The 24976-nt window shown below is 38.6% G+C and carries 22 protein-coding genes; 18 read left to right on the forward strand and 4 right to left on the reverse strand.

Annotation, left to right across the window (positions count from 1 at the left end):
• Positions 1–275 precede the first annotated feature (275 nt).
• Entirely contained in the window at positions 276–425 is a 150-nt protein-coding gene (locus AUF14_RS22620) for a hypothetical protein (protein ID WP_016178569.1), read from the reverse strand.
• Positions 426–820: 395 nt separating this feature from the next.
• Here AUF14_RS22620 and AUF14_RS19205 point away from each other — a divergent pair, with 395 nt between their 5' ends.
• The 15 genes from AUF14_RS19205 (at position 821) to AUF14_RS19275 (ending at position 20924) form a co-directional block, all read left to right on the forward strand.
• A complete protein-coding gene (locus AUF14_RS19205; RefSeq protein WP_102866504.1) occupies positions 821–2071 on the forward strand; it encodes an IS110 family RNA-guided transposase in 1251 nt (416 codons plus the stop codon).
• Between the two features lie 592 nt (positions 2072–2663).
• Positions 2664–4733: a BglG family transcription antiterminator gene (locus AUF14_RS19210; RefSeq protein WP_102866505.1), complete on the forward strand. Its 2070-nt coding sequence runs from the start codon at positions 2664–2666 to the stop codon at positions 4731–4733.
• A 47-nt stretch (positions 4734–4780) separates the two neighbouring features.
• A complete protein-coding gene (locus tag AUF14_RS19215) occupies positions 4781–5089 on the forward strand; it encodes a PTS sugar transporter subunit IIB (protein ID WP_016178567.1) in 309 nt (102 codons plus the stop codon).
• 408 nt (positions 5090–5497) lie between these two features.
• Positions 5498–6781, forward strand: coding sequence for a PTS sugar transporter subunit IIC (locus AUF14_RS19220; RefSeq protein ID WP_070503512.1), 1284 nt, complete (start codon positions 5498–5500; stop codon positions 6779–6781).
• Between the two features lie 73 nt (positions 6782–6854).
• Positions 6855–7247, forward strand: coding sequence for a hypothetical protein (locus AUF14_RS19225; RefSeq protein ID WP_016178565.1), 393 nt, complete (start codon positions 6855–6857; stop codon positions 7245–7247).
• Positions 7248–7277: 30 nt separating this feature from the next.
• Entirely contained in the window at positions 7278–8144 is an 867-nt protein-coding gene (locus AUF14_RS19230) for a class II fructose-bisphosphate aldolase (protein ID WP_016178564.1), read from the forward strand.
• A gap of 1 nt (position 8145) precedes the next feature.
• Entirely contained in the window at positions 8146–8763 is a 618-nt protein-coding gene (locus tag AUF14_RS19235) for an AAA family ATPase (protein ID WP_070503514.1), read from the forward strand.
• Positions 8764–9121: 358 nt separating this feature from the next.
• Positions 9122–10945 (forward strand): BglG family transcription antiterminator, encoded by a 1824-nt coding sequence (locus AUF14_RS19240; protein WP_070503516.1) that lies wholly within the window; start codon positions 9122–9124, stop codon positions 10943–10945.
• A gap of 50 nt (positions 10946–10995) precedes the next feature.
• Positions 10996–12282 carry a PTS sugar transporter subunit IIC gene (locus tag AUF14_RS19245; protein WP_070503518.1) on the forward strand — a complete coding sequence of 429 codons (1287 nt, stop codon included), beginning with the start codon at positions 10996–10998 and terminating at the stop codon, positions 12280–12282.
• Position 12283: 1 nt separating this feature from the next.
• Positions 12284–13321 carry an SIS domain-containing protein gene (locus AUF14_RS19250; protein ID WP_227656401.1) on the forward strand — a complete coding sequence of 346 codons (1038 nt, stop codon included), beginning with the start codon at positions 12284–12286 and terminating at the stop codon, positions 13319–13321.
• Between the two features lie 12 nt (positions 13322–13333).
• The gene (locus AUF14_RS19255; RefSeq protein WP_070503520.1) at positions 13334–14620 is read left to right on the forward strand and encodes a 6-phospho-beta-glucosidase; all 1287 of its coding nucleotides are present in this window, start codon (positions 13334–13336) and stop codon (positions 14618–14620) included.
• Between the two features lie 209 nt (positions 14621–14829).
• A complete protein-coding gene (locus tag AUF14_RS19260) occupies positions 14830–15828 on the forward strand; it encodes a LacI family DNA-binding transcriptional regulator (protein ID WP_016178562.1) in 999 nt (332 codons plus the stop codon).
• A gap of 55 nt (positions 15829–15883) precedes the next feature.
• On the forward strand, positions 15884–17599 hold the full coding sequence (locus AUF14_RS19265) for an alpha-glucosidase (RefSeq protein WP_070503522.1): 1716 nt from the start codon (positions 15884–15886) through the stop codon (positions 17597–17599).
• Positions 17592–19454 (forward strand): PTS beta-glucoside transporter subunit IIBCA, encoded by a 1863-nt coding sequence (locus AUF14_RS19270; RefSeq protein ID WP_070503524.1) that lies wholly within the window; start codon positions 17592–17594, stop codon positions 19452–19454. The genes AUF14_RS19265 and AUF14_RS19270 overlap by 8 nt, the downstream gene beginning before the upstream one ends.
• A gap of 9 nt (positions 19455–19463) precedes the next feature.
• A complete protein-coding gene (locus AUF14_RS19275; protein ID WP_070503526.1) occupies positions 19464–20924 on the forward strand; it encodes a sucrose-6-phosphate hydrolase in 1461 nt (486 codons plus the stop codon).
• Between the two features lie 41 nt (positions 20925–20965).
• On the opposite strand, the gene AUF14_RS19280 is transcribed toward AUF14_RS19275, so the two are convergent.
• The 3 genes from AUF14_RS19280 to AUF14_RS19290 all read right to left on the reverse strand — a co-directional run bounded on the left by AUF14_RS19280 (position 20966) and on the right by AUF14_RS19290 (position 22864).
• Complete coding sequence (locus tag AUF14_RS19280) at positions 20966–21346, reverse strand: MerR family transcriptional regulator (protein ID WP_102866506.1); 381 nt, start codon at positions 21344–21346, stop codon at positions 20966–20968.
• Positions 21347–21388: 42 nt separating this feature from the next.
• Complete coding sequence (locus tag AUF14_RS19285) at positions 21389–22045, reverse strand: dehydroquinate synthase/iron-containing alcohol dehydrogenase family protein (protein ID WP_070503530.1); 657 nt, start codon at positions 22043–22045, stop codon at positions 21389–21391.
• A 393-nt stretch (positions 22046–22438) separates the two neighbouring features.
• The gene (locus AUF14_RS19290; RefSeq protein ID WP_227656403.1) at positions 22439–22864 is read right to left on the reverse strand and encodes a hypothetical protein; all 426 of its coding nucleotides are present in this window, start codon (positions 22862–22864) and stop codon (positions 22439–22441) included.
• A 424-nt stretch (positions 22865–23288) separates the two neighbouring features.
• On the opposite strand from AUF14_RS19290, the gene AUF14_RS19295 reads away from it, so the two are divergent.
• From AUF14_RS19295 to AUF14_RS19305, 3 genes are all read left to right on the forward strand, one after another.
• Positions 23289–23705, forward strand: a complete 417-nt coding sequence (locus AUF14_RS19295; protein WP_070503532.1) for a GNAT family N-acetyltransferase — start codon at positions 23289–23291, stop codon at positions 23703–23705.
• Between the two features lie 10 nt (positions 23706–23715).
• On the forward strand, positions 23716–24189 hold the full coding sequence (locus AUF14_RS19300; protein ID WP_070503534.1) for a VOC family protein: 474 nt from the start codon (positions 23716–23718) through the stop codon (positions 24187–24189).
• A 243-nt stretch (positions 24190–24432) separates the two neighbouring features.
• Positions 24433–24963 (forward strand): 5' nucleotidase, NT5C type, encoded by a 531-nt coding sequence (locus tag AUF14_RS19305; protein ID WP_070503535.1) that lies wholly within the window; start codon positions 24433–24435, stop codon positions 24961–24963.
• The last annotated feature ends 13 nt before the right edge of the window (positions 24964–24976 follow it).

Genomic DNA, 24976 nt, shown 5'->3' on the forward strand with positions numbered 1-24976 from the left:
AAACATATAACCATCCAAACAAACCATGAAATAATGCCAAAAGAACACTGTGCCATCTTTGATAAGAGAGAATAAACGCAAGAATATTGCCTAATCCAATTGTAGATTTCATAAAATCCCCCTAAAGAATGCTTGTAGCAAAGAAAAATCATGTATAAAAATACGCATTAAATATTGATTTTCTTCTGAATGCAACCAAGAACAGTTGGGAAAACGAACGATTGAAAGGATTTAGACAGGAAAAGCTTTTCGTTTAATAGTGATCGTAGTACTGATTATCCTTTTTTATTTTTAACAGCGAACGCCCCAGACGCTCCCAAAGCAACCCCAATTGCTAAACCTAAAGCAAGGTTATCGAACAGCAAGCCAAACATCAATCCCATGGCAATTCCTACTGCTAATGATCCTCCTTCTTCCTTTTCCATTTTAACACCTTCTCGTAATATATATTTTGAAGAAACTTTCATTCCTTCAATCGCCCTTAGGGGCTATTCCTAATATGTTTAAATAAAATAACGATTACTACTTGGATACTGTAGGATATTCCTGAATAATAAGTCTTGGAAAGGACTTACGGGAAGACGCTATCACCTTCTGCAGTTTTACTGCGACAGAAAGTCTGTGACCCGAACCGTTGGTATAACCTCCAACACACTAGCTGAGTCCATTGACCTCTACCAATCCTAGTAGAGATTGGGTGGCTTAGAGGTTTAATGAATGAAACTCTATTATGCGAGGCTGTCGTTAGACAACGTGATTCTGGGATATCCCACAGTACCCAAGCAATTTCCGAATAATCAATGAAAGGAGGTCCTTCCACATGAAACTATTTGTCGGTTTAGACGTTAGTTCTGAAAAATTAGATGCTTGCTTTATGACAGACGATTCAACTTGCTCTGTTTTAAAAGAAGCATCTTATGGAAATAGTCAACTTGGCGCAAGCCAGATCAAAGAATACATTCTCGAATTTTCTCAAAAATTTGAGATAGAGAGCTTAGTGATTGGAATGGAGGCCACATCTTTATATAGCTTTCATCCAGCTATGTTTTTTAAAGAAGATCTTGAGTTAAATCAATTGAACCTTATGGTTTCAGTTGAACAACCAAATAAAATTAAAAAGTATCGTGATATTTTTGAAGAAAACAAAAACGATCAAATTGATGCTTTTTATATCGCTGACTATTTTTGCATCCAAAGGCAAGTCAACTCCATCATTAAAGAGGAAGAATACCTTGCCCTCCAACACTTAACTAGAACGCGTTATCAGCTAATTAAACAGCTGGTTCGTACAAAGCAACACTTTATCGAAAACATTTATTATAAATGCAACACGCTTTCTAAAGAACTAAAAGCAGAAGGTGGATCCGTTTTAAGTGCCACATTAGTAACTCTAATGACGGAAGATTACACAATGGACCAACTTGCCGAACTGTCATTAGAAGAGTTTGCGAACCTAATTCAAAAACTAGGGAAGTATCGTTTTAAAAATCCCGAAGGAATTGCAAAGGCAATTTCTAAAGCCATACGTAGTTCCTACCGGTTAGGAAAAGTCCATCAGGACTCTGTAGATATTGTTTTGGGTGTTCTAGCCAAAGAAATTCGTAGTCTTGAAAAGTTAATTAAAGACTTAGACAAAGCCATTGACGATTTAGTCGTTGTGCTACCTGAATATCAATGTTTAACCAGTATTCCAGGAATCGGTCCTGTTTATGCTGCGGGTATACTCGCTGAAATTGGCCCTATCAATCGCTTTTCAGATGAAAGCAAATTGGCTAAATATGCCGGTTTATATTGGCGACAGAACCAATCAGGTAACTCTGAGTATGAAAATACTCCTATGGCCAAACGAGGCAATCGTTATCTCCGTTATTATCTAGTTGAAGCCACCAACTCCGTAAGGAGATACGAGCCTGAGTACCATGCGTATTATAAGAAAAAATACGCTGAAACACCCAAGCATAAACACAAACGAGCCATCGTACTAACCGCAAGAAAATTTACGCGTCTGGTGGATACGCTACTACGTAACCATCAACTCTATATGCCACCAAGGAGCGTGATAGATAAATAACAGTATGTTATTGACGCTAATCCTTGGAAGTACCCGAAAAAATTTTTAATTTTGGTCGGGTTTAGTTCAGTGCGCTTCAAAAATTAACTACCTTTAAAAATCTTTTGAAAAATTATCTTGACTTATTACCACTAGACTTTTTTGTTCTATTAAATTTTAGTATACATGTTTCCATCGGTGATTAATAGATAGCCAGATTTTTTTACTCCTAATTTTTCCGCAGCAAAGATTGTAAAATCAATTACGTTGGATCAAATAGATTAAGTTATAATAAACAGAGCAATAAAAATAGAAAAAACTTCCACTTTGGTGGGAGTTTTTTGTTTCATTTTGAGGATGTTTAAATAAAGAAAAGCATAATGTTTTTCAAGCTAGAAAGGTGACGATAACTCATTAGAAATATATGTAAGGGCAGACTGAAATAATTTTGAAATGGAACATAAAATAACGGATAATCCGAAGAGATATCGAGTGCTGAAATAAACATTTTTTAGGTTGCGCTTACATTGTTGCCAAAAAAGATTGCAAGAATCTCTACTTATCAAGAAAAATAAAGGGTTATATACTCACCTTAGACGAAAGGAAGATTGGAATGAAAGATCGCACAGTAAAAATATTACGGATTTTTATAACTTCTGACTATCCTGTAACACTTGAAAAGCTAGAAGAGGAATTTCATACCAGTGCCCGAACGATCCGAAATGAATTAAGAGAAATCAACCAATTTTTAAATGAGAGGTCACTTCCTGAAATCAAAAATCTTAGAAAAAAAGGGTATCAACTAATTTTAACTCAGGAGCAAAAAGATTCCTTGCTTGAGCAGCTTGATTTAGCGGATGTGGAGCAATACCTGGATCGTGAAAGCCGGATCTTTGACCTGATTCTTTCTTTTGCACTAGGAAAGAAAGCAACATTTTTGTATCAAAAAGAAGAGGAATACCAAATTTCTAAAAGTTCGTTGGATGAAGACATGCGTCGCGTCAGAAATATTTTGGCAGAATACGGCATCGAGGTGTTGAGTGTGCCAAAGCAAGGAATTGTGCTGCAAGGAGCTGAACGCTCCATCCGAACGATGGTTTATGATGTGATCAACAATGCTGTTGGAGTGATTTCACCTCAGGAGGAACAGAAAGCTTCTGTTAATTTAACAATTCTGAATCGTTATATCTCATTACATTGGTTGAAAAAATTAGATGATTTGTATGTTCGATCGATGACCTCGCTGGAGGAGACAATTTATCGCAATCAATTGTTGATGTTCACAGCGGTCTGGTTGAGTCGCTATTTACGAGAAGATCTCATCGCAAGCTCGGTGTGGGAAGCTGCCGATACACCTCAAAGCGACATTCGTGATTTTGTCACAGCGATTTGCGAAGCCTTTCAACTCTCACCGCCAGAAGTCGAAATCAAATACATTGTTTTTATGTTGAACACCTTCAATTCGAGAGACATGAATAATTCGATCGAATGGGTTCAGGCGCAGTTGCTTTCGATTCAACTGATGCAATTTGTCGAGAAAAAAACCAAAATTCCGTTTTCCAGAAAAGAAGAGTCTTTACAAGAAGGACTGTACAAGCATTTGGTCGGTCTGATAAATCGGGTGAAAAGCGATATTCAAATCGTAAATCCGTTGAAGGAAAACATAAAAAAGAATTATGGCACTATTTATTCTGCCATTCGTCAATTTACCCCCTCGATCGAACAGGTAACTGGCAATCGATTAAGTGAAGATGAAATCGCTTTTTTAACCATTCATTTTTCAACATCCGTCAGTGCGATCAATCAAGAGCTGCATTATGTCTATAAGGCAGTGGTTATTTGTAATCATGGGGTCGCGACCGGCAAGCTATTATCTGAAAATTTGAAGGAGCTCTTTAATATCGAAGTGTTAGCAGTGTTAAGCTCGCGGGAATTAGAATTGATCGAAAAGCTGGATGTCGATTTGGTTTTCAGTACGGTAACAATCCAATATTCACAAAAACCAGTGTTGGAGCTAGAGCCGATCATTAAAGAAGAGAGCAAAAAGAGAATTACCAGCTTTTTAAATGAAAATCATAAATTGAAACGTTTAGTTAACAATCAAGATTCCACGCAATTGTTTTATTCCCTGATCGATACTATTAAAAAAAGCGGGGGAGAAGTGTCTGGAGCCATCTATCAGGAATTGGAAAGGCTCTTTGACCAAAATCATTTAGAGATAAATAAAAAGGAGATTCAGCCGATGTTAGAAGATGTGTTGAAGGATAGCGATATTTTATTAAATCAGAAGGTAAGTAATTGGGAGGAATCGATTCGTCGAGTTTCTGAACCTTTGATACATGATCAGGTGATTGAACCAAGTTATGTGGCTGCTATGATCGACTCGGTGAAGGAATACGGTCCGTATATCGTGATCGGAAAATACATTGCGTTGGCTCATGCTCGGCCTGAGGATGGCGTCAATCAGTTAGGAATAAGTGTCGCAACAATCAAAGAACCGATTGAATTTGGCAATGAAGAGAATGACCCGGTAAAAATCATTTTTTGCTTAGCGGCAGTTGATTCTTATTCGCACTTAAATATTATGAAGAGTCTAATTGAATTGATCAACGATGAGGAAAAAGTGAATCGTTTAAGTCGCGAGACAAATATTGAACGATTCAAGGAGATTTTATTTAGTTAAGGAATTATGCATAGTTCGATAAATAGAGAAAGAATGGAGAGAAAAATATGGGAAAACAAGTATCAATTTTGTTCGTGTGCGGTGCAGGTTTAGGGAGTAGTTTTGCTGCTCAAATGGCGGCAGAGGATGTATTAAATGCTCATGGTGTTGACGCAAAATTAGATCATGTGGATATTTCAACAGCAGCTTCATCACAGTCAGACATTATTATTACCGCTCAAAATTTTAAGTCACAGTTTGAAAAATTTTCAATTGATGAAGAGAAGACCGCCATTGTTTATTTGAAAAATATTGTATCAAAACCAGAAATCGAAGAAAAACTGCTGCCGATTTTAGAAGCAAAAGGAGCGTTATAAAGAAATTTTAAGGATGTCGGTTTGCTTATTTACGTAAGTTAATAAAACAGTTTTTCAGTTTTTGAAAAAATGAATACATTAATATGAATAAGGATGCCAGTTCCACTCTTAGCAGTTGATAAAGTGGAACAAATAAAAAATAGCACACACAATTCAAGTTCAGGGAACTAGTGGAATGGTATACGGCATGAAGATCAAACTCATTTTTCGGTTTTTGAAAAATGAATACATTAATATGAATAAGGATGCCAGTTCCCCTATTAGCAGTTAATAAAGTGGAACAAACAAAAAAATAGCACACACAATTCAAGTTCAGAGAGCTAGTGGAATGGTATACGGCATGAAGATCAAACTCATTTTTCGGTTTTTGAAAAATGAATACATTAATATGAATAAGGAGCGAAACAAATGGGAGTTATTAATTTTATCATCGAGAATATCTTGACGCAGGCATCAATCACAATTGCTTTGATCGCGATGTTAGGGCTATGTTTGCAGAAAAAATCTGCGGGTCAAGTGGTTTCAGGAACTCTAAAAACCTTGCTTGGATTCCAAGTATTGAGTGCTGGTTCCAGTATTATTGTTGGCAGTTTGACTTATTTTGGAGAAATTTTTACTGCGGGCTTTCATATGCAGGGAATCATTCCATCTATTGAAGCTATTAACGGGCAAGCGATGAATGAGTTAGGCTTGGGCCGCGATATTGCCTTAACCTTTCTAGGTATTTTTATCGTGAATATCTTGATTGCCCGCTTTACAAAATGGAAATATATTTTCTTAACTGGACAAGCGATTTTATGGATGGCGACGATGACTACGGTTTTTGGGTACTTCGCTGGTTTGAGAGGGTTGGTCCTGATCATTGTTGGAAGTATCGTCGGAGCAATCTTTGCAGTAGCAATGCCAGCAATCGCTCAACCAATTATTCGTAAAATCACAGGATCAAATGATATCGCATTAGGACATTTCTGTACGATCGGTTACATGTTTGAAGCAGGTGTGGCGTATATCTTTGGTGAACGTGGTGAAAATAAAAAATCAATCGAAGATATCAATTTGCCAAAATCTTTTGAGTTTTTACAAGATACGTATTTGTCAGTAATGGTTGTGATGGTTCCGCTATACATCATCACAGCAGCCTTTGCTGGACCGGGCATTGGTGATCATGGCGCACAACATTATTTAATGTTTGCCTTCTTACAAGCAATTCAATTTGTTGTCGGAGTCTATGTTTTGCTATCAGGTGTTCGTTTGCTATTAGGAGAAATTGTTCCAGCCTTCCGCGGAATTGCGATGAAATTGGTACCGAATGCGATCCCGGCTCTGGATTGTCCAGTATTTTTCCCGTATTCACCGAATGCAGTAATTTTAGGATTTATCACGACAACAATCGGAACAATTATCGCCATGTTTGTTTTGCCGACATTTGGTTTAGCTATGATTTTACCAGGTATGCTGACTAACTTCTTTGCTGGAGGCACGGCGGGGATTTTCGGAAATGCGGCTGGTGGACGTCGAGGAGCGATTATTGGCGGGATCGCCCATGGCTTCTTCATTACCTTACTACCAGCACTTTTAGTAACAATCTTCAATCAAATGGGCTTTGTCAACGCGACTGCAACCGACGTAGATACCGTTGCGGCAGCATTACTTTATGCTTGGATTCTTAGCCCGATTTTGAAAATGTTTTAATTAGTTTACCAGTAATGAGTCGTTATCTCAGTAGCGGCAGAAATATAAAGCATAAAAAATAGGAGGTGGATTTATGTTTAGTTTCTTTAAGAAAAAAGACAAACTTGAAAAGACGGAACAAAAGATTGAGCTTTCACTTCAAGAAATGGACAGTATAACCGAGGAAAACCAGCAATTAATGGCAAAAATCGCAGAAGCAAAACAAACAGATGATTTAGCTAAACTATATGAAAAACTCGGCTTGAATTATGCCAAATTAGAAGAGGTGGATTCAGCCATCGAAAGTTTAGAAAAAAGTTTAGACTATAAGCTGTCCATTGGTGACGGGTATAAAAAATTAATGAGTCTTTATAACGCAAAACGGGCGGAAGCCGCGCGAAATGGGGATGATGCGGGCATCGATAAATACATGAATAAGATGGATGAAATGCGTCAAATTGCTAAAAAAGTCACGATTAGCGGCTAATCAATCAAAAGAAAAGAAGGTATTCGATAAATGTACAAAACACTAAAAGAAGTTACACAGATTGCAGAAGATTTAAATATGACCATTGGGGCATTTAATACCCATAACTTGGAAATGCTGCCGGAAATGATCCGCGCAGCGAAGGAGATGGGTTCACCTATTATCATTCAAACCAGCATTGATACAGCAAAATATATTGGTTACGATGTGATGGTGGCAGTAGTAAAAGAAATTGCCAATACTGAAATGGTGGATGTTGCTTTGCACTTGGATCATGCCAGAGATTTCAACGAGATCAAGGCAGCGATCGATGCAGGATACTCAAGTGTCATGTACGATGGCTCACATCTACCATTTAAAGAAAACATCGCCAAAACAAAAGCAGTTGTGGAGTACGCTCATGCTAATGGCGTTTCTGTTGAAGGCGAGTTAGGGACCATCGGCGGAACAGAGGAAGGAATCTCTGTAGCTGAAAATGACAAGGTCTATACGAAACCAGCAGATGCGGTGGAATTTGTTAAGCAAACAGACATCGACGCCCTTGCAATTGCTATCGGTACCAATCATGGACAATTTAAATCTAAAACAGAGGTCAATATTCCATTGTTAAAAGAGATCCATGCAGTAGTTGATATTCCGTTGGTGATTCATGGCGGTACAGGTGTAAAAGAGGAAGATTATCCAGAATTAATCAATAACGGAATCCGAAAATTCAATGTAGGAACCGAATTGCTAGTTAATTGGACAAAAGTCGCAAAAGAGTCCTTTGGCGAAACCGAAGTAAACAAATCACTGCGCCATAACGTCATTCCTGCAAATCAAGCGGTCAAAGAAATCGTTAAGCATAAAATCGGACTATTCATGAACGTTGATAGTCCCTTGGCGATGCAAAAATAACATGAAGAAGTATTTGATTTTGATCGCAGGAAGTCCAGCAACTGGAAAATCTTATTTAATTAATGAAATGCGGCATGCACTAGGAGATTTTTTTCTGATCACACCAGATGAAGGAAAAGAAATTTTCGCGGATCAAATCGGTTTTGATAATCTGGATGAGAAGAAGGAACTAGAAAAAAAGGTTTGGGCATTTTATTACAGTGCTTTGGCCTTGTATATGGGTGCTGGGAAACGGATCGTTGTTTCCGAATATCCCTTTAGCGAGAAGCAAAAGGATCAGCTGAGTGCTTTAGCCAATCAATACAACTATGAACCAATCACTATCCGATTGGTTGCTGATTTTGATGTACTTTGGGAACGCAGAAAGCTTCGTGATATTGAGCCTGATCGTCATTTGAGCCACATTATGACGCATTATCATTTTGGTGACCAGTTGGTGGATCGAAGCAAGGCAGATAATTTGATTACGAAAGATGCTTTCTATGAAATCATTAAAACTCGAGACTATAACAATTTTCAATTAGGCAGCTTGATCGAGTTTGATGTGACCGATTTTTCAAAAGTTGACTATGAACCATTTTTAGTTGAATTAGCTGAACGAATGACAGAGAACCGTTGATTATTTCAACGGTTCTTTTGCTGTTTTACATTGTAGAAATAGCATCGAAGCGTGGAAAAGTTCAAAATAAATACTCGGTTAAAAATAACGGATAGTACTGAATATCTTTTATGCGGTTCTGATAAAGGTGATAAGAAAATCTTTCTCCCAGCTGTCATTAATTTTTCAAAAGAGATTAGTCACTTTCATCTACATAATTAAGTTTTACGATTATTTGTGATTCTTTCAAAGAATTTATTATATGATGACAGTGTGCTAGATTTTTCCTAAAGTTAGGAAAGATTTTAGTGTATCGAAGACATTCTAACTATAATATATTAAAGGCACAAGATAGCGCTTACTTGTGAAGGTGATTAAGATGTTGACATCAAATGAACATTATTTATTAGAACAACTTTTAATAAAGGAGGATTATCAAACCTACGAAGAACTGGCTCAGTCCTTGAGATTATCTGTCCGTTCGATCAGAAATCTTTTGGCAAAACTTCAGCCTTATTTTGAACAAAACAATCTTGAATTGGTTAAAAAATATGGTTTTGGTGTAAAGCTGGTCTCTCAATTGACGAATGAAAAGAACCTAATCAAAAGTGTTGATACTTCTTTGACTTATCGACGAGAGGTAATGAAGCTAATTCTGTTGTTCAATTTTAGAAAAAAGACCTCCATTAATAAGCTTAGCGAAATGCTTTTCCTAACTAAAAATGCGGTCATCTCTGATTTGAAATCGATCGAGCGGGAGCTGTATTTATATGATCTGAAGATCAAAAAGGATTATCAAGGAACTGAAGTGATCGGTGAGAGGAAAAATATCAAAGTAGCGATCATTGATGCGGTTCATAAGTTTGGAACGTCCGTCATATTTGATAATCGAAAATTACTATCTGATGATGAATATGTCGCTACGCTGATCTTAGTGGAGGATTTTGAAGAGGAAATCCAATTTTCAATCAAAGAGTTGGAAGAGCAGTTTGCTTATTCCTTTAATTACGACTTTTTTAAAACGCTTGTTATTCACATCATGGTGGACATTTTGCTTTTTGGTGAAATAGGTGCAGCTAAAAAAGGCAGGAGCAGAGAGGATATTGGTTTGTATTTTCAAAGCAGATTAGAACAGCGCTTGAACTTCTATTTCAATGATCAATACAATCCAGAGCGTTTCCGTGAATATTGTGATGCCTTTGAAGAAATGACAATAGAGGAAAATGGGTTTCTCCCTAAGTATTCTGCAGCAAAAGAGCTGCTCATTGCTTATTGTCAAATTAGAAATGCTGCTTTTTTTGAGGAACAGCAGTTGATCGCAAAGCTGGCGAAGCAAATTGAGCAATTAGACAAACGAGCGGAGTATCGAATCGGGATTTTCCATCCTTTTTTGAACAATCTGATGAATGAACATGGAACCGACTTTATCGCACTAAAGCTGAGTACTTATGTATTGAAGGATCAGCTCCCAAAAATCAGTGACGATGAGCTTTGTTTCTTTCTGATCATTTTGGCAAATAGTCAAATGTCTGAAAAGAGAGAATTAACGGTTTGTATCCAGATGAATCACAGTAGTGAGAGCAAGAAATATGTACAGAAAATGTTGGAAAAGGAACTTCCTTTATCGAAAATTTCCATTTATTCTACCGATCAGGATCGCTCAGAAGAACCCAAAGTCGATAAGCGAGTCGTGTTTATTCAGAATGAAGATCTATCTGTTCAAGAAGGCAAGATCCTCTCGATGGATGTGTTGAACGCAGGACATATCGCTGCGTTAAAACATGAAATGGGAACGATCAGGAGTCAGAAGCTCTTAATAAAACTCAATAAGTGCTTCCGGAGAGAGACGATTTTTATCGACCCATTTGCTAGTAAGAGAAAAGAAGATGCCCTCCGACAGATTGAAGCGTTCTTATCGACGAAAGAGTTAGCAAAAGAGGCTTTTATTGAACAAGCATTAATGGAAGACAATGTGAACCCAATATTTTGGCGATCAAAAAAAGCAGCCTTGATTATTTGTTCCATTGACTATAGTTCGAAGAATCATTTGTTGAAATTCAGATTACCAGTTCAGATTAAGTGGAGAGAGAATAATGAGCTGAGTCGAGTTGACAAGATTTACGTGTTGGTGACTGCTAAGCCAGATGTGAAAGGTATGAGTCTGGTTTTTAGAGAAATTCAATTTAATCGTTTATTAGAGTAGAAAAAATTTTTAGTATTGTCTGTCTTTTCTGGCAAAAAAGGAGGAAAAAAATGAATAAATTGGTGAACTTTGTAGATCAGAAGCTTTCCCCGCCCTTGATTAAACTAGGGGAGAATCGTTATATGATTGCTATTAAAAATGGGATGATCTTGACGGTACCTTTTACAATTATTGGTTCGATTTTCATGATTTTGGCGCAATTTCCCTCAGAAGGGTATCAAAAATTTATTGAACCGTATAAAAATGTTTTGATGGTTCCGCCCTCAGTAACGTTCAGTATCATTGGCTTAATCGCTGTGGTTGGAATCAGCTATAGCTTGGCAAAGGTTTACAAGATTGATACGGTTCGTAATGTTTTGATGGCATTATCTTGTTTTTTGTTAGTTCAAACCACAATTGGTGAAGACGGAATGTACGCATTAAATACTGCGAATTTTGGTACGTTAGGTGTTTTTTCTGCAATTATAATTTCGTTTGTCGTGGTTGAAATCTATCGGTTCTGTATGAAAAAGAAGTTGACGATTAAAATGCCTGAAAGTGTACCTCCGGCAATTTCAAAGTCATTTGAGATTTTACTGCCGTTGTTGATTTCATTGACACTATTTTGGATCATTCGTATTCTATTTAATTTTGATATTAATGAGGCCTTAAACTCTTTATTCAGTCCGTTAGTTGTAGGCTTGAACACCCTTCCTGGGATTATGTTATTTATGTTTCTGCGTTCAATGCTTTGGTGTGTCGGAATTCATGGTGGGGCGGTACTTTCAGTTGCAGATCCGATTTTCTTAACGATGTTGGGAGCCAATGCGGAGGCTTTTGCTGCTGGAGATCCTTTGCCTTATGTTACGGCAGCAGGTTTTGTTAATTTCTTGTTCTTAGGCGGGGGCGGAGCTACCTTTATGCTGGTTGTCTTTATGATGTTTTCTAAAGAAAAAGGCTTACGAACATTAGGAAGATTGTCGTTCCCAGCTAGTCTATTTGAGATCAACGAGCCGATCGTTTATGGAGCTCCAGTAGTCTTGAATCCGATTTTGATGATTCCTTACACGTTGTGCAATTTAATTTTGACCCTTATTACTTATCTACTGATGAATTTTGATCTGATGAACCGACCGGTTGTCTCTGTTCCGTGGACGACTCCGCCGATTTTGATGCAGTATTTGACTTCTGGTGGAGATTGGCGAGCCGCCGTTTATGGTGCAGGCGCATTAGTGGTCAGCGGTATGATCTACTATCCATTCTTTAAGATGCTTGAAAAGCAACGATTAGAAATTGCCGAGATGGAAGAAGCAGCATCAGAAAACAATCAAAAAATCATCGAAGAAGGAACGACTTAAAATGACCCTGAACAACGAAATGAATCACTTTATAGAAGAACAATTTTCATTGCTTCCAAAGCTTCTTGAATCTCAAATCAAGCTTACCGTTGATCAAGTTATTCACGGAGGATCGCTGGTGTTTGTTGGCTCAGGCAGTTCATTAAACGCCATTGCCATGGCGGAGGCATATCTAAAAGAATACACAGACAAAAAGATTTTAACCGTTACCCCAGCCGCCTATTTGGAAAGAATCGAAAATTTAGAAGGTCATATATTAGTAGCCGTTTCTCAAACCGGAACCAGTCTTGCGACGTTAGATTGTCTTCGTAAAGCAAGGTCCGCAGGGTACCTCACCATATTTATTAGTGCGGTGGAAAACAGTGAAAAGCGAGCATTAGCAGATATTTTTATCGATCTTTATTGCTCGAATGAATTGATCGGTCCAAAGACAGTTGGTTATTCAGCAACTTTTCTGCGCTTGATTCAACTGGGACTGACCATTGGGACTCACTTAGGAAAAGTAGATGAGAAAAAACACGCCCAAGTTTTTGAACAGCTATTTTCAGCTATTGGGTGTATGCCGCGAGTTAAGGAAAATATCGAAAATTGGCTCGTAAAAAATGATCATTGGTCAGATCTGAATTACGTAACTGTTGCTGCTGAAGGTCGATTCAAAGCATTGATCGATGAAGGGGCCTTAAAATTACTGGAAACGTTGCGGGTACCGGCGATGTCATACGAAATTGGAGAATTTACCCACGGACCTCATCGATTGATCAAAGACAATAGTCATCATATTTTTATCGGTACTGGTGGAGCAACCGAATTAACGAGCAGGGTGACTAATTATGCAAAATATTTTACTGAAAATACGTTATATCTTTCAGTAAATAATTCTGATATCGATCTAGTATTAAGAGAAGAAACGCTTGGAATAGAGTTTCTATTCACCTTAGTATTCCAAGTATTGGCTAATGAATGGGCGTTGCAAACTGGATTCAATCCAGACAGTAAGGTTCATGAGAATTTTTTCAAATTTGTAGGAACGAAAGATTAGGAGTTGTAGACAATGTCACTTAAAATTGCGATTATTGGCGCTGGAAGTGTTTATACACCGGAAATTATCGAAGGACTAGCCCAAAACAAAGAAAAATTACCAGTTACAGCGTTGACACTAATGGATATTAATGAAGAGCGATTGGAAATTATGTATGATTTCTTGAATCGTTACAAGGCCTATCATCATCTATCATTTGAAATTCGGCAAACGACCGATTTGGTAGAAGCAGTCAAAGATCAGGATTTCATTTTGACTCAGATTCGAGTCGGAGGAAATCAGGCGCGGATCAACGACGAAAAAATTCCCTTGAAATATGGAGTGATCGGTCAAGAAACCACAGGTCCAGGGGGATACATGAAAGCCTTACGAACGATCCCAGCAATTTTGGAGATCGCCCGAGCGATCGAAGAGTATAACCCGAATGCATGGTTAATCAACTATGCCAACCCAACAGGAATTCTAGCCGAAGCCGTTAGAAATTACACAAAAACTAAATTTATTGCTTTGTGTGCTGGAGGAATGCGGCCAAGAACTTGGGTGGATTGGGCACTTGGAGTGAAATATAAAGATGTGAAGTATGATTTTGTTGGACTGAATCATATGAACTTTGCCTATAATATTCGTGTGAATGGCAAAAAGCTATCGAAAGAAGAATTCGACAAAGTGGCTGATATTCATGAAACGGTCGCCCCCGACCTGATCAAACGGATCAATGCACTACCAAGTCTTTACTGTCAGTATTACTTCCACAGAGATAAAAAGCTTGAAGAACTGAAGAATGCAGAGTTGACTCGTGGCGAGGTGGTTCTAGGCTTAGAAAAAGATATCTATGCAGCTTTAAAGAATTCGGATCAGCATGACAAACCCGAAATATTGAAGAATCGTGGCGGGGGAGGCTACAGTGAATTAGCTCTTGAAGCCTTATCTGCTATCTATAATGATGAGGACATGTGGGTTGTAGCCAATGTGAAAAATGAGCGAGCAATCAGTTTCTTGCCATATGATACTTCCGTTGAAACACCATGTATTCTGAATAAAAACGGTATAACCCCGCTAGTCCAAAATAATGTTCCTGAAGGGGTTTATGGCCTGGTTTCAGCCGTTAAAAACTACGAGAGCCTTGTGGTGAAAGCGGCAGTCGAAGGGGATTATGGAAAAGCTTTGCAGGCGATGGTTGCTCATCCTTTAGTTGGTGACTATGACATTGCTAAACCCATGCTGGAAGAAATGCTAATTGCAAACAAAGAGTATATTCATCCAGGTCTGCTTAGTGAAGTTGCTCAAAAAATTATTTGATCGACAGTGAAGTTGACACAAATATCAAGCCAAGTGATGGTAGGTTTGTCATCGCTTGGCTTATTTATTTCTCAGTTTTCTTTTAATATTAAAAAAATAATTTTGCTGTCATAAATAGAGTTAAATTATTCTTTTTTAAAATATTGTTGACAAAGCATGAGAATCATCGTATGCTGTATATGAAATCGATACCACAAGGCGGTGAAATATTGGCAACTATCAAAGATGTCGCAAAAAAAGCAGGCTTATCAGTCTCAACCGTTTCTCGCTATTTGAATCACCATCCCTACATTTCTGAAGACAAACGCAAACGAATTCAAGCAGCGATGGCGGAATTGGATTATACTCCTAGTTCAGTAGCGACTCAACTGAGATCAAAAAAAGGGACAATGATTGGTATCCTTGTGTCACGGATTGCTAACCCGTTCTTTTCACACTTGGTTGATTCGATCGAAAAGAGTGCGCGATCACACGGGTATAACGTTCTGGTTATGCAGACCTATGATGATAAGAAAGCTGAAACAAATATGCTGGAAATGCTGAAACAGCAAGTGATCGCTGGTTTGATTATGTGCTCGATCGAAGGCGATCCAAAAAATATTGAAGCGTATCGCGAATATGGTCCGATTGTTTTATGTAATGAGGAGATACCAGGATCTGATCTGCCTCAGGTATTCACGAACCAAGAAGCAGCGAGTTTTGAAGCGACTGAGTATTTGATTAATAAAGGCTATAAAAAAATCGCTTATTGTACGGGAGGTACATTAACCCGCGGGGGACATGGGAATTCTCGGACTGAAGGATTTGAACGGGCTTTAAATGAGCACCAACTACCGATGAAAATTGACTGGATTTTTAAGCAAGTGCACACGATTGAAGATGGTAAGCAGGTGGCGGATAAGCTGTTGGCTTTGCCTGAGGAAAACCGTCCTAATGCGGTATTCACCAGTAGTGATGAAGTAGCCAGCGGTATTTTGCAGCGGTATTTGGAACAGGGAAAACAGGTACCAGAGGATTTGGCAATCATGGGTTTTGATAATCAACCATTCACTGGGATGCTGGCGGTACCTTTGACAACCATCGCACAGCCGATTGAGGCTTTGGGGCGTGAAGCAACGAATTGGTTGATTGCTCGAATGGAAGAAAAAGATTATCGAGTGGATACATCTGAATTAGTATTAAAATTAATCGAACGAAAATCTGCATAAGCAGGTTTTTCTTAAAATAAATATGGTATCGATACCACAAAAGGAGCAACGTAAGATGGAAACCGTTTTGAACAAAGAAAAGATATTATCCGAAGAACAAAGCTTTTGGAAAGAAGAAGTGGTCTATCAGATTTACCCGAAAAGTTTTTACGATAGTGACGGCGATGGGATTGGTGATATCAAAGGAATTACGCAGAAGCTAGACTATTTATCGAACCTTGGGGTGACCATGCTGTGGATTTGTCCGATTTTTACTTCGCCAATGGTTGATAATGGCTACGATATAGCTGATTATAAAGGTATACAAGCAGAATTTGGTACGATGGAGGATCTAACGGAATTGATTGAAGCCGCAAAAGGAAAAGGCATCAAGTTAATTCTTGATCTAGTTGTGAATCATTCTTCAGATGAACATGCATGGTTTAAGGCAGCTTTGACGGATTTTAGCAGTCCTTATCGTGATTACTATATTTTCAAATCAGGTAAAGCGGGGAATCCGCCAAACAACTGGCGCTCAATCTTCGGTGGCAGCGTCTGGGAGCCTGTGCAAAACGAGGAGAATATGTACTATTTCCACACCTTTGATAAGAAGCAGCCGGATCTGAACTGGGAAAATCCAGCGCTGAGACAAGAAATCTACGAAATGATCAACTGGTGGTTGGGAAAGGGGATTGCCGGTTTTCGAATTGATTCGATCACGTTCATTAAGAAGGATCAGGATTACGGAAATGCGCCGATTGACGGCAACGATGGCTTAAGCAGTGTGAAGCACAAAACACGAAATCGTCCCGGAATTGAAACGTTCTTAGCGGAATTGAACCGCGAGACTTTCCAAAAGTACGAATGCGTCAGTGTTGGGGAAGCTCCCGGTGTGCCTTATGACCAATACGATCAATATATTGGTGAAGATGGCTACTTCAATATGATCTTTGATTTCCATTATGCCGACATTGATGTAGAAAACGGCAGCGAATGGTTCCGTCGCACAAATTGGGAGCCGAAGGATTTGAAGGAATTATTGTTCAAAAGTCAAACAGCGATTCAAAATAGCGGATGGGGCGCGAACTTTTTAGAAAATCATGACCAGCCCCGTTCATTATCAAAATACATTACCGATGAAACGTATCAAAATGAGATTGGGGCGAAAGCCTTAGGGACTCTTTTCTTCTTTTTACGAGGAACCCCGTTTATCTATCAAGGGCAGGAAATCGGGATGAAGAATTTTCAACGAGAATCAATTGAAGACTTCAATGATGTCTCTAGTATTGATAATTATCATCGTTCGATTATGGAAGGCTTTTCCGAAGAGGAGGCCATGAATTTTGTAAATCATCGTTCTAGAGATAATACGCGTACGCCGTTTCAATGGGACGCTTCAGAAAATGCTGGTTTTAGTAAATCGAACAAAACTTGGTTGAAGCTGACAGGGGATCAGATCGAAGTGAACGCAGCGGATCAGGTACAACGACCAGAGTCAATCTTCTCCTATTATCAACAAATGATTCAATTGCGAAACTGTTCAGTCTATCGTAATGCATTGATCTATGGCCAATTTACGCCACTGGAAACCGCCGATGCCGTTATTGGTTATGAGCGATCAGGAGAAGAGACGCTTCAAATTTTTGTCAATCTAAGCAATCAAGAACAAATAATTGAAGCCGTTGGTGAAGTTTTATTAAACAATTATCCAGAATTGACAGAACAGAATCATGCAAAAATTTTAAAACCTTATCAAGCCGTTGTAATCAGAAAGGGTGGCAATCATGACTAAAACAAATTATCAAGAAATAGCTGAAAAACTTGTCGCAGTTGTAGGAGAGGATAATATCGTCTCTGCTACACACTGCGCGACCCGTTTGCGCCTGCAAGTAAAAGACCGTAAAGCAATCGATGACAGTCAAATAGAGCAGGTGGAAGAGGTCAAAGGGGTTTTCTATAATGCGGGACAATATCAAATTATTTTAGGTACAGGGATTGTCAATAAGGTTTATGCTGCGCTGCAAAAGACTTACTCTTTCAATGAAGTTTCGAAAGATCAAATAGCAAAAGACGAAGCTTCGCCGTTGCAGCGAGCTGTTCGGAATATTGCCGATATCTTTGTTCCAATCATCCCGATTCTGGGAGCGACAGGTCTCTTCTTAGGACTAAAGGGCGTGTTATTCAATGAAACCGTTCTTCGTGCAATGGGACTGACGCCGAATAGTATTCCCGAATGGTTGAGTGCCTCAGTGACGGTTCTAACCGATACGGCTTTCGGCTTTTTAACCGCTTTTATCTGTTGGTCTGCGTTTAAGAAATTAGGCGGATTACCGATTATCGGCTTTTTGATCGGGTTGATGCTGGTTTCTCCGGCTTTACCAAATGCTTATGCAGTTGCAGGTGGAACCGCTGAACCAATTATGGCCTTCGGAATAATTCCATTAGTCGGATACCAAGGCTCGATCCTGACTGCGCTGATCACTGGGATGATCGGTGCCACGCTTGAGAAGAAATTACGGAAAATCATGCCCAATGCGATGGATTTGATTTTTACACCGTTTGTCGTAATCCTTGTATCTGTCTTTGTTGCTTTATTCGTCCTAGGTCCAATCGTTCATGCGTTTGAAGGACAGGCGGTAAAAGTAATTGAAATGTTCCTGCATCTGCCATTAGGAATCGGCGGTTTGATCATTGGTTTCTTATATCCGATTGCCGTCATGACGGGGATGCACCATATGTTTATCATGATCGAAACTTCTTTAATAGCGACAACCGGCTTCAATCCATTGATTACGGTTTGTGCGATGTATGGTTTTGCCAATGCGGCGGTTTGTTTAGCAATTGCCTTAAGAACGCGTAATACTTCTGTGAAAACGGCTGGGATTTCGGCCACGGTTACTCAAATGCTGGGTGTCAGTGAACCTGCGCTGTTCGGTGTGGTGATGCGAACAGGGATGAAAGCGATATTAGTCATGTTAGGAAGCTCCGCAGTCGGTGGCATGGTGCTATCTTTATTGGGGATTCAAGCCAATAGCTATGGATTAGCGGTTCTATTGTCACCACTGATGTATATCTATGAGCCTTACCAAGTGATCACATATGTGTTAGTAGGCATCGGTACCTTTATTCTGGCCTTTGCGTTAACGAACTTATTTGTTATTAAAAAAGAGAAGGACGCTGTTGCTTCAAACGCACAAGCTAAAAAGACGAATGGAAAAGTTTATTCACCCATCGAAGGTGAAATTATTCCAATTTCTGAAGTGGATGATCAGGTTTTCGCCAGTAAAATGATGGGGGAAGGCTTTGCGGTCTTACCAAGTGATGGAACCATCAAGGCACCTATATCTGGTGTAGTAAAAATGATTGCACCAACAAAACATGCGATCGGAATAGTTGCCGATGATGGGATGGAACTGCTGCTTCATTTAGGAATCGATACGGTTGATTTAAATGGCGAACCCTTCACATTGACTATTAAAGAAGGAGAAACACTGCAACAAGGACAAGTAATCGGAACAATTGATCTAAACCAGATCGAAGTTAAAGGAAAAGATGCAACTGTGATGGTGATTATCACCGATTCAAAAGAAGCCATTTCAGGATTGGAATACAATCAGGATTATGTGTTACCAATTTTAGGATCATAGGTGAATACGATGAAATGGACACAAGCGGCACGTTATCGCCCATATCAAGAATGGTCTGAGGAATATGTCAAGGATTTAAAAAGGAAGGTCACTGCTTCAAAATGGCGATTGAACTATCATGTTCAGCCAGAGACAGGATTATTAAATGACCCTAATGGATTTAGTTATTCTAATGGGAAATGGCATTTGTTTTATCAATCGTTTCCCTTCGGTGCCATCCATGGGTTAAAATCTTGGTTTCATATCACCTCAAAAGATTTGGTTCATTGGGAAGTAGAAGGTCCGGCGTTAGAGCCGGATTCGGTGTACGATTCTCATGGTGTTTATTCAGGAAGTGCCATTCCGGTAGAAGAAAAACTTTTTTTAGCCTATACCGGAAATGTTAGAGATGAGACCTGGGAACGTCATAGTTACCAATTAGGTGCTTGGATGAATAACAATGGAACGGTCACTAAGCTAGAAATGCCATTGATTTCAGCCCCTCCTATTGGCTACACTGCGCATTTTCGCGACCCTCAGATCGTTCCATACGAAGATGAGTATCTGATGGTGATTGGTGGACAAACGAGTGACGAAAAAGGCAACATTCTGATTTACCGTAGTCAAAATTTAATTGATTGGACATACCGAGGCCCACTAGCGCTCAATCAAGATTTAGGTTTTATGGTAGAATGTCCTAATCTGCTTTTTATTGATGGCAAGTTGGTGATACTGCTTTGTCCACAAGGCATGGGCAAGAGTGTATTAGAATATCAAAATGTTTATCCAAATACGTATATTTTGGCTGAGGATTATATAATAGAAGAAAATCGACTAGAACATCCACTTCAGCAACAGTTGCTAGACGAAGGTTTTGATTTATATGCGACGCAAGCGTTCAATGCGCCGGATGGACGTTGCTTGAGTGTTGGCTGGATCGGATTACCAGAAATGGACTATCCAACCTTTAACGAGGGCTGGGCACACAGTTTGAGTTTGATCAAAGAGCTAACGCTAAAAAAGGGAAAGCTCTATCAATATCCTGTAGCTGAAACGAAGCAACTAAGAAAAACAAAGGAAACCTTTATTTTAGAACCGACAGAGCAGTTACGAAAGACGACTAATAATTGTTATGAGTTACAGCTAATAATTCCTAAAAATAGTCATGGAGAGATTCATTTATTTTCAGATAAAACAGATATGTATGCTCTGATTTTGAGCTATGATACTGAAGAGGGGAAGCTTCAATTGGATCGCAGAAACACTCACTATCCATTGAATCCCGAGTTCGGTGAAATCCGAGAAAGTTTAGTAGCTCCAAGTGAAGCGATGAGACTCTCCATTTTTGTAGACCAGTCGACCTGCGAAATATTTATCAATCATGGGGAGAGGGTTCTGACTGCGAACTACTATCCAGAAGAGAATCAGAAGGAATTAGTAGTCAAAGGTACTAAGAATATTTCAATAACCTACTATTCACTAGAAAAATAAAGAAAGCGATGGTTGAGTGCTCTCAATCATCACTTGTTTTATTATAAATTTTTCTTTACTGCCGATTCATGTTGTCGGGTGTATTTATCAATTTTACGATCAATTTTGTCCAAATAGGCTTGCGTCTGAGCTAACTGTTTTTCAACTTCTTTTTTATGTTTAGTAAAAAAATCAAGCCGTTTTTCATAGGTTGGATCACCATCCATTGACCATTCGACAAATTTTTTGATGTCATTTAATTGCATTCCGGTATTTTTCAAACAAGTGATAATTGAGAGAAACGCTAAATCCTCATCCTTAAAATGACGCCTTCCATGTTTATCGCGAGCAACGAAGGGCAATAGTCCCTTTTGATCGTAAAAGCGCAATGTATAGGCACTTAGTCCAGTCTTTTTTGAAATATCACTGATTTTATAGCCCATCTTTTTCACTCCCTTTCCTATATTTTACCAGATTGAGGAAACCTACAAACATTTCAGGAGCGTATAAATATCTGAGTTAGTATTTTTTTTAGCCAGGTCGTCAAATGCAGTATCAGTAGAGGTAATACCCAAGTCTTCTAAGGTCGTCGGTAAATGAAGAGTTTGAAAAAAAGCTTCAACTTCATGAATCCCCATCAAAGCAGCTTCTTTATCTCCTCTTTGAGAGTCGACAGATAGGATATTTTTAGCGAACAATACAAAGCGTTCTACGTGCTTACAATAAACCATACGTGCCCAATTTGGCCAAACAATGCTCAATGCCGCTGTTTTTGAGATATTAAAAGAGTAGCTAAGTTCACTAGACATCTTTTGAAGAGAGGAGTAGTCTTGTAGGCTCATTGCATTCCACGAATAGTCTGGGTGGCTGATCGTATTTAATATGGATGTTGGCTCTAATTGATTGATTTGATCGATACTTACCTTCAAAGTAGTGTCCATAAGATCTCGAATGAGCGCTTCTGTCAATCTATCAGAGACCGTAGTTTGCTCCTCCTTAACAAGATAAATGGTGGCCAAGTGTAAAATAAACTCAATGTTATTAGAAAGGAACCGCTCCTTCGCAGTATTATTTTGCTCAATGATAAAAGTCTTGCCTAGATAATCCTCTTTTTTTGGCGATTGAGATAAAGATGATTTCACAATATACACCCCTTTTCTTTTTGTATATTCAGCTTATGCCTTCGAGTACACTCTAAGTCAACAAGAAATATGCCAAACTTGAAAATAACTATTCGAAAAAAGCTTGATTAGATTCGATAAAGCACGATGTCTAATTGGATTGTGTGGGGCTGAGAAACAATGATGTCGACAGCACAAGTGAAGAAAGGTCAAATAGAAGGTGCGATGGAAAAGGTTAGACCAATCGCTTAAAAGCGTTAAGTAAAAAGAAAATATTTGTGCGTATGAATGGACAGGTGGAACCATTCTAGGAAATACTGCCTTACACATTTTATTATCGAATCAATTTCAAACCTGTGAAATAGCTGGTGCTCTTAAAGGCTAGACGCTGATGAAGCTATCAAGGAAATGGACTCAGCATTTAATTGCGGTTGCTTCTTTTTTCATTTGTGTCATGGCGAAGAAATAATCCGCATAAGTCCAGCTGCTCTTTGGATGAAATTTACTAATTTTTTCGCTCTCAAACTGCTGAATCATTCGCAGTTGCTTCAATAATCTTCTTGCGTCTATTTGTGCATATGCATAGGGATCAATGAAGGAAACAAAGTAAAAGCGGGTCTTTAGCCGATTTAGGTAGCGAAGCTCATGCATAAGCGGGAGGCTTAATAATAGAATATCTCCAGATAACTGCTGGATCGCTTCTTCATCATAATCGACGACGTCCATTTGGATGGAAATCGTTTCTTTTTCCATAAGCTTTTTAAAGCGAGCAACTAATTGGGTGGTGATACTATTACTAGATTTCTCTTTAATAATGGTTAATTTATTTAAATTAGTCATTTTATTCCTCTTTCCTGATGGATTTAGACAAAGAGAGTCAGATATTTTCGTATGAAACTAACATACTACCTCGAGTTAACTTTAGGTCAACAAAAAAATTCGATTGTATTTCAACCAACCTGTTCTTTGAAACCATCATAGCAGTTGATACAATAATTTTGTATGCTTCTAAAGTAAAGAAAAACAGCGTTCCAAGAATAGTTAAAAGAAGCGTATTTTTTTTGAAAAGCTGTTCTAATATTATTAGCTAGGACTCTATCCGCTTATCAATAGTGGTAGTGAATTCTGCTAAGGTTCCACGTCCATTGAAATTTCATCTCGCTAAAAAAAGAATTCTCGTAAACTATCAAACCTGTGTCAGCTTTCACCATTGTCTCAACTAGGTAAAATGTTATACTGAAGGAAAAGTGAGAGGAGGTTGTTCATGCAGATTCGTCATGTCCAAGAGATTGACAGAGATTTTTGGTTTACATTGGATCGTCATCTGCCGGAAAACCAATTCGTACAAAAGATTCGAGATAAACAAGGATATGTTTTATTAGTTGGTGGTGTGCCGGCGGGGCTATTGAGATATAATCTATTTTGGGATGAGCATCCGTTTTGTACGATGCTTCATGTGGCTGAGAAGTATCAGGGGCTAGGGTTCGGAAAGGTTTTAATGGAGTTTTGGGAAAATGAAATGCAGCAGTTAGGTTATAAAATGTTGATGACATCGACGCAGGTGGATGAGAATGCACAGCACTTTTATCGCAAATTAGGTTATCAAGATGCGGGCGGTCTATTGCTTTCAGTTCCTGATTATCAACAGCCGATGGAACTGTTTTTTATTAAAGAGGTTTAGGAGGAAGATTATGGACTATCAAGGAACGTTGATTGCAGTGAAAGATATTGAAAAGGCAAAGGATTTTTATCTTTCTGTTTTTGGTTTGAAAGTAATGGTGGATGCTGGTGTCCATGTTCAATTGACCGGCGGGGTATCCTTACAGACGACAGGTAGTTGGGCAGACTTTATTTATAAGAAGGAATCAGATATTATTCTTGAGAATAATGCTAGTGAGTTATATTTTGAAAGCGATGACATTGATGCTTTTCTTGATTTGTTGGAAAAAAGAGATGATATCGTTTATCTTCATCCTGTTATTGAGCATAGCTGGGGACAAAGAGCAGTGCGTTTTTATGATTTGGATAAGCATATTATTGAGGTCGCTGAGAAAATTAGTATGGTGGTCAAACGCTTCATTGATTCTGGCTTGACCATTGAGGAAACGGCGGAGCGAACGGGTGTGGAGCCCCAGTATATTAAAGATATTTTGGATAAGCTATAGGAACTTTGAATTATTGTCTAATCGGGTACTCTTTTTCGATTGAAGTCATTTTTCTTTGATTTATCATAGTTCATGCAAAATACCCTTTTAAAAAAACGAAGTGTGTGATCTAAAAGAAAAATAGATGATATTGATTGAGAGGGTGGTTATCCCATTTTTTTGTATTTTCTTTTATTAAGTCATATTATGGGCTGATCCGCATAGAAAATATACTGATAAAAGATAATTCTAGGAGGATATAAAATGGTTCGAATCGCAATTGATATGGATGAGGTTATTGCTGATTTTACAGCGAAGCTTTTGCAACTGTACAATGAAAAATACGGAGCTAGTTATACTAAATCTGATTTGGCAGGGATAAATTTGCGGGATATACGTCCTGAGCATGCGGAGAACATTCGAGAAATGATTCTGGATGCGGACTATTTTTCTGATTTGCCTGTGATTGAAGGCGCCAAAGAAGCGTTGGAAAAATTATCAGAAAAGCATGAACTGTTCATTACCACAGCCGCGATGGATTTTCCGACTTCCTTTAATGCAAAGTATGGGTGGTTAAGAGTGAATTTTCCATTCATTCCAGATACCCACTACGTTTTTTGCGGTGACAAATCTATCATTTCTGCAGATTATTTGATTGATGATCATTCGCGGCACTTAAAGACATTTAAAGGACAAGGCATTCTTTTTGCAGCACATCACAATGTGGATGAGTCTTATGAATTGAAAATGGATAGCTGGGAAGAAATCTACAACTATTTTGAAAGTAAGTATTAGCAGATTAAAAGCT

This window comes from Enterococcus avium, from assembly GCF_002891025.1.
Taxonomy (GTDB): domain Bacteria; phylum Bacillota; class Bacilli; order Lactobacillales; family Enterococcaceae; genus Enterococcus_A; species Enterococcus_A avium.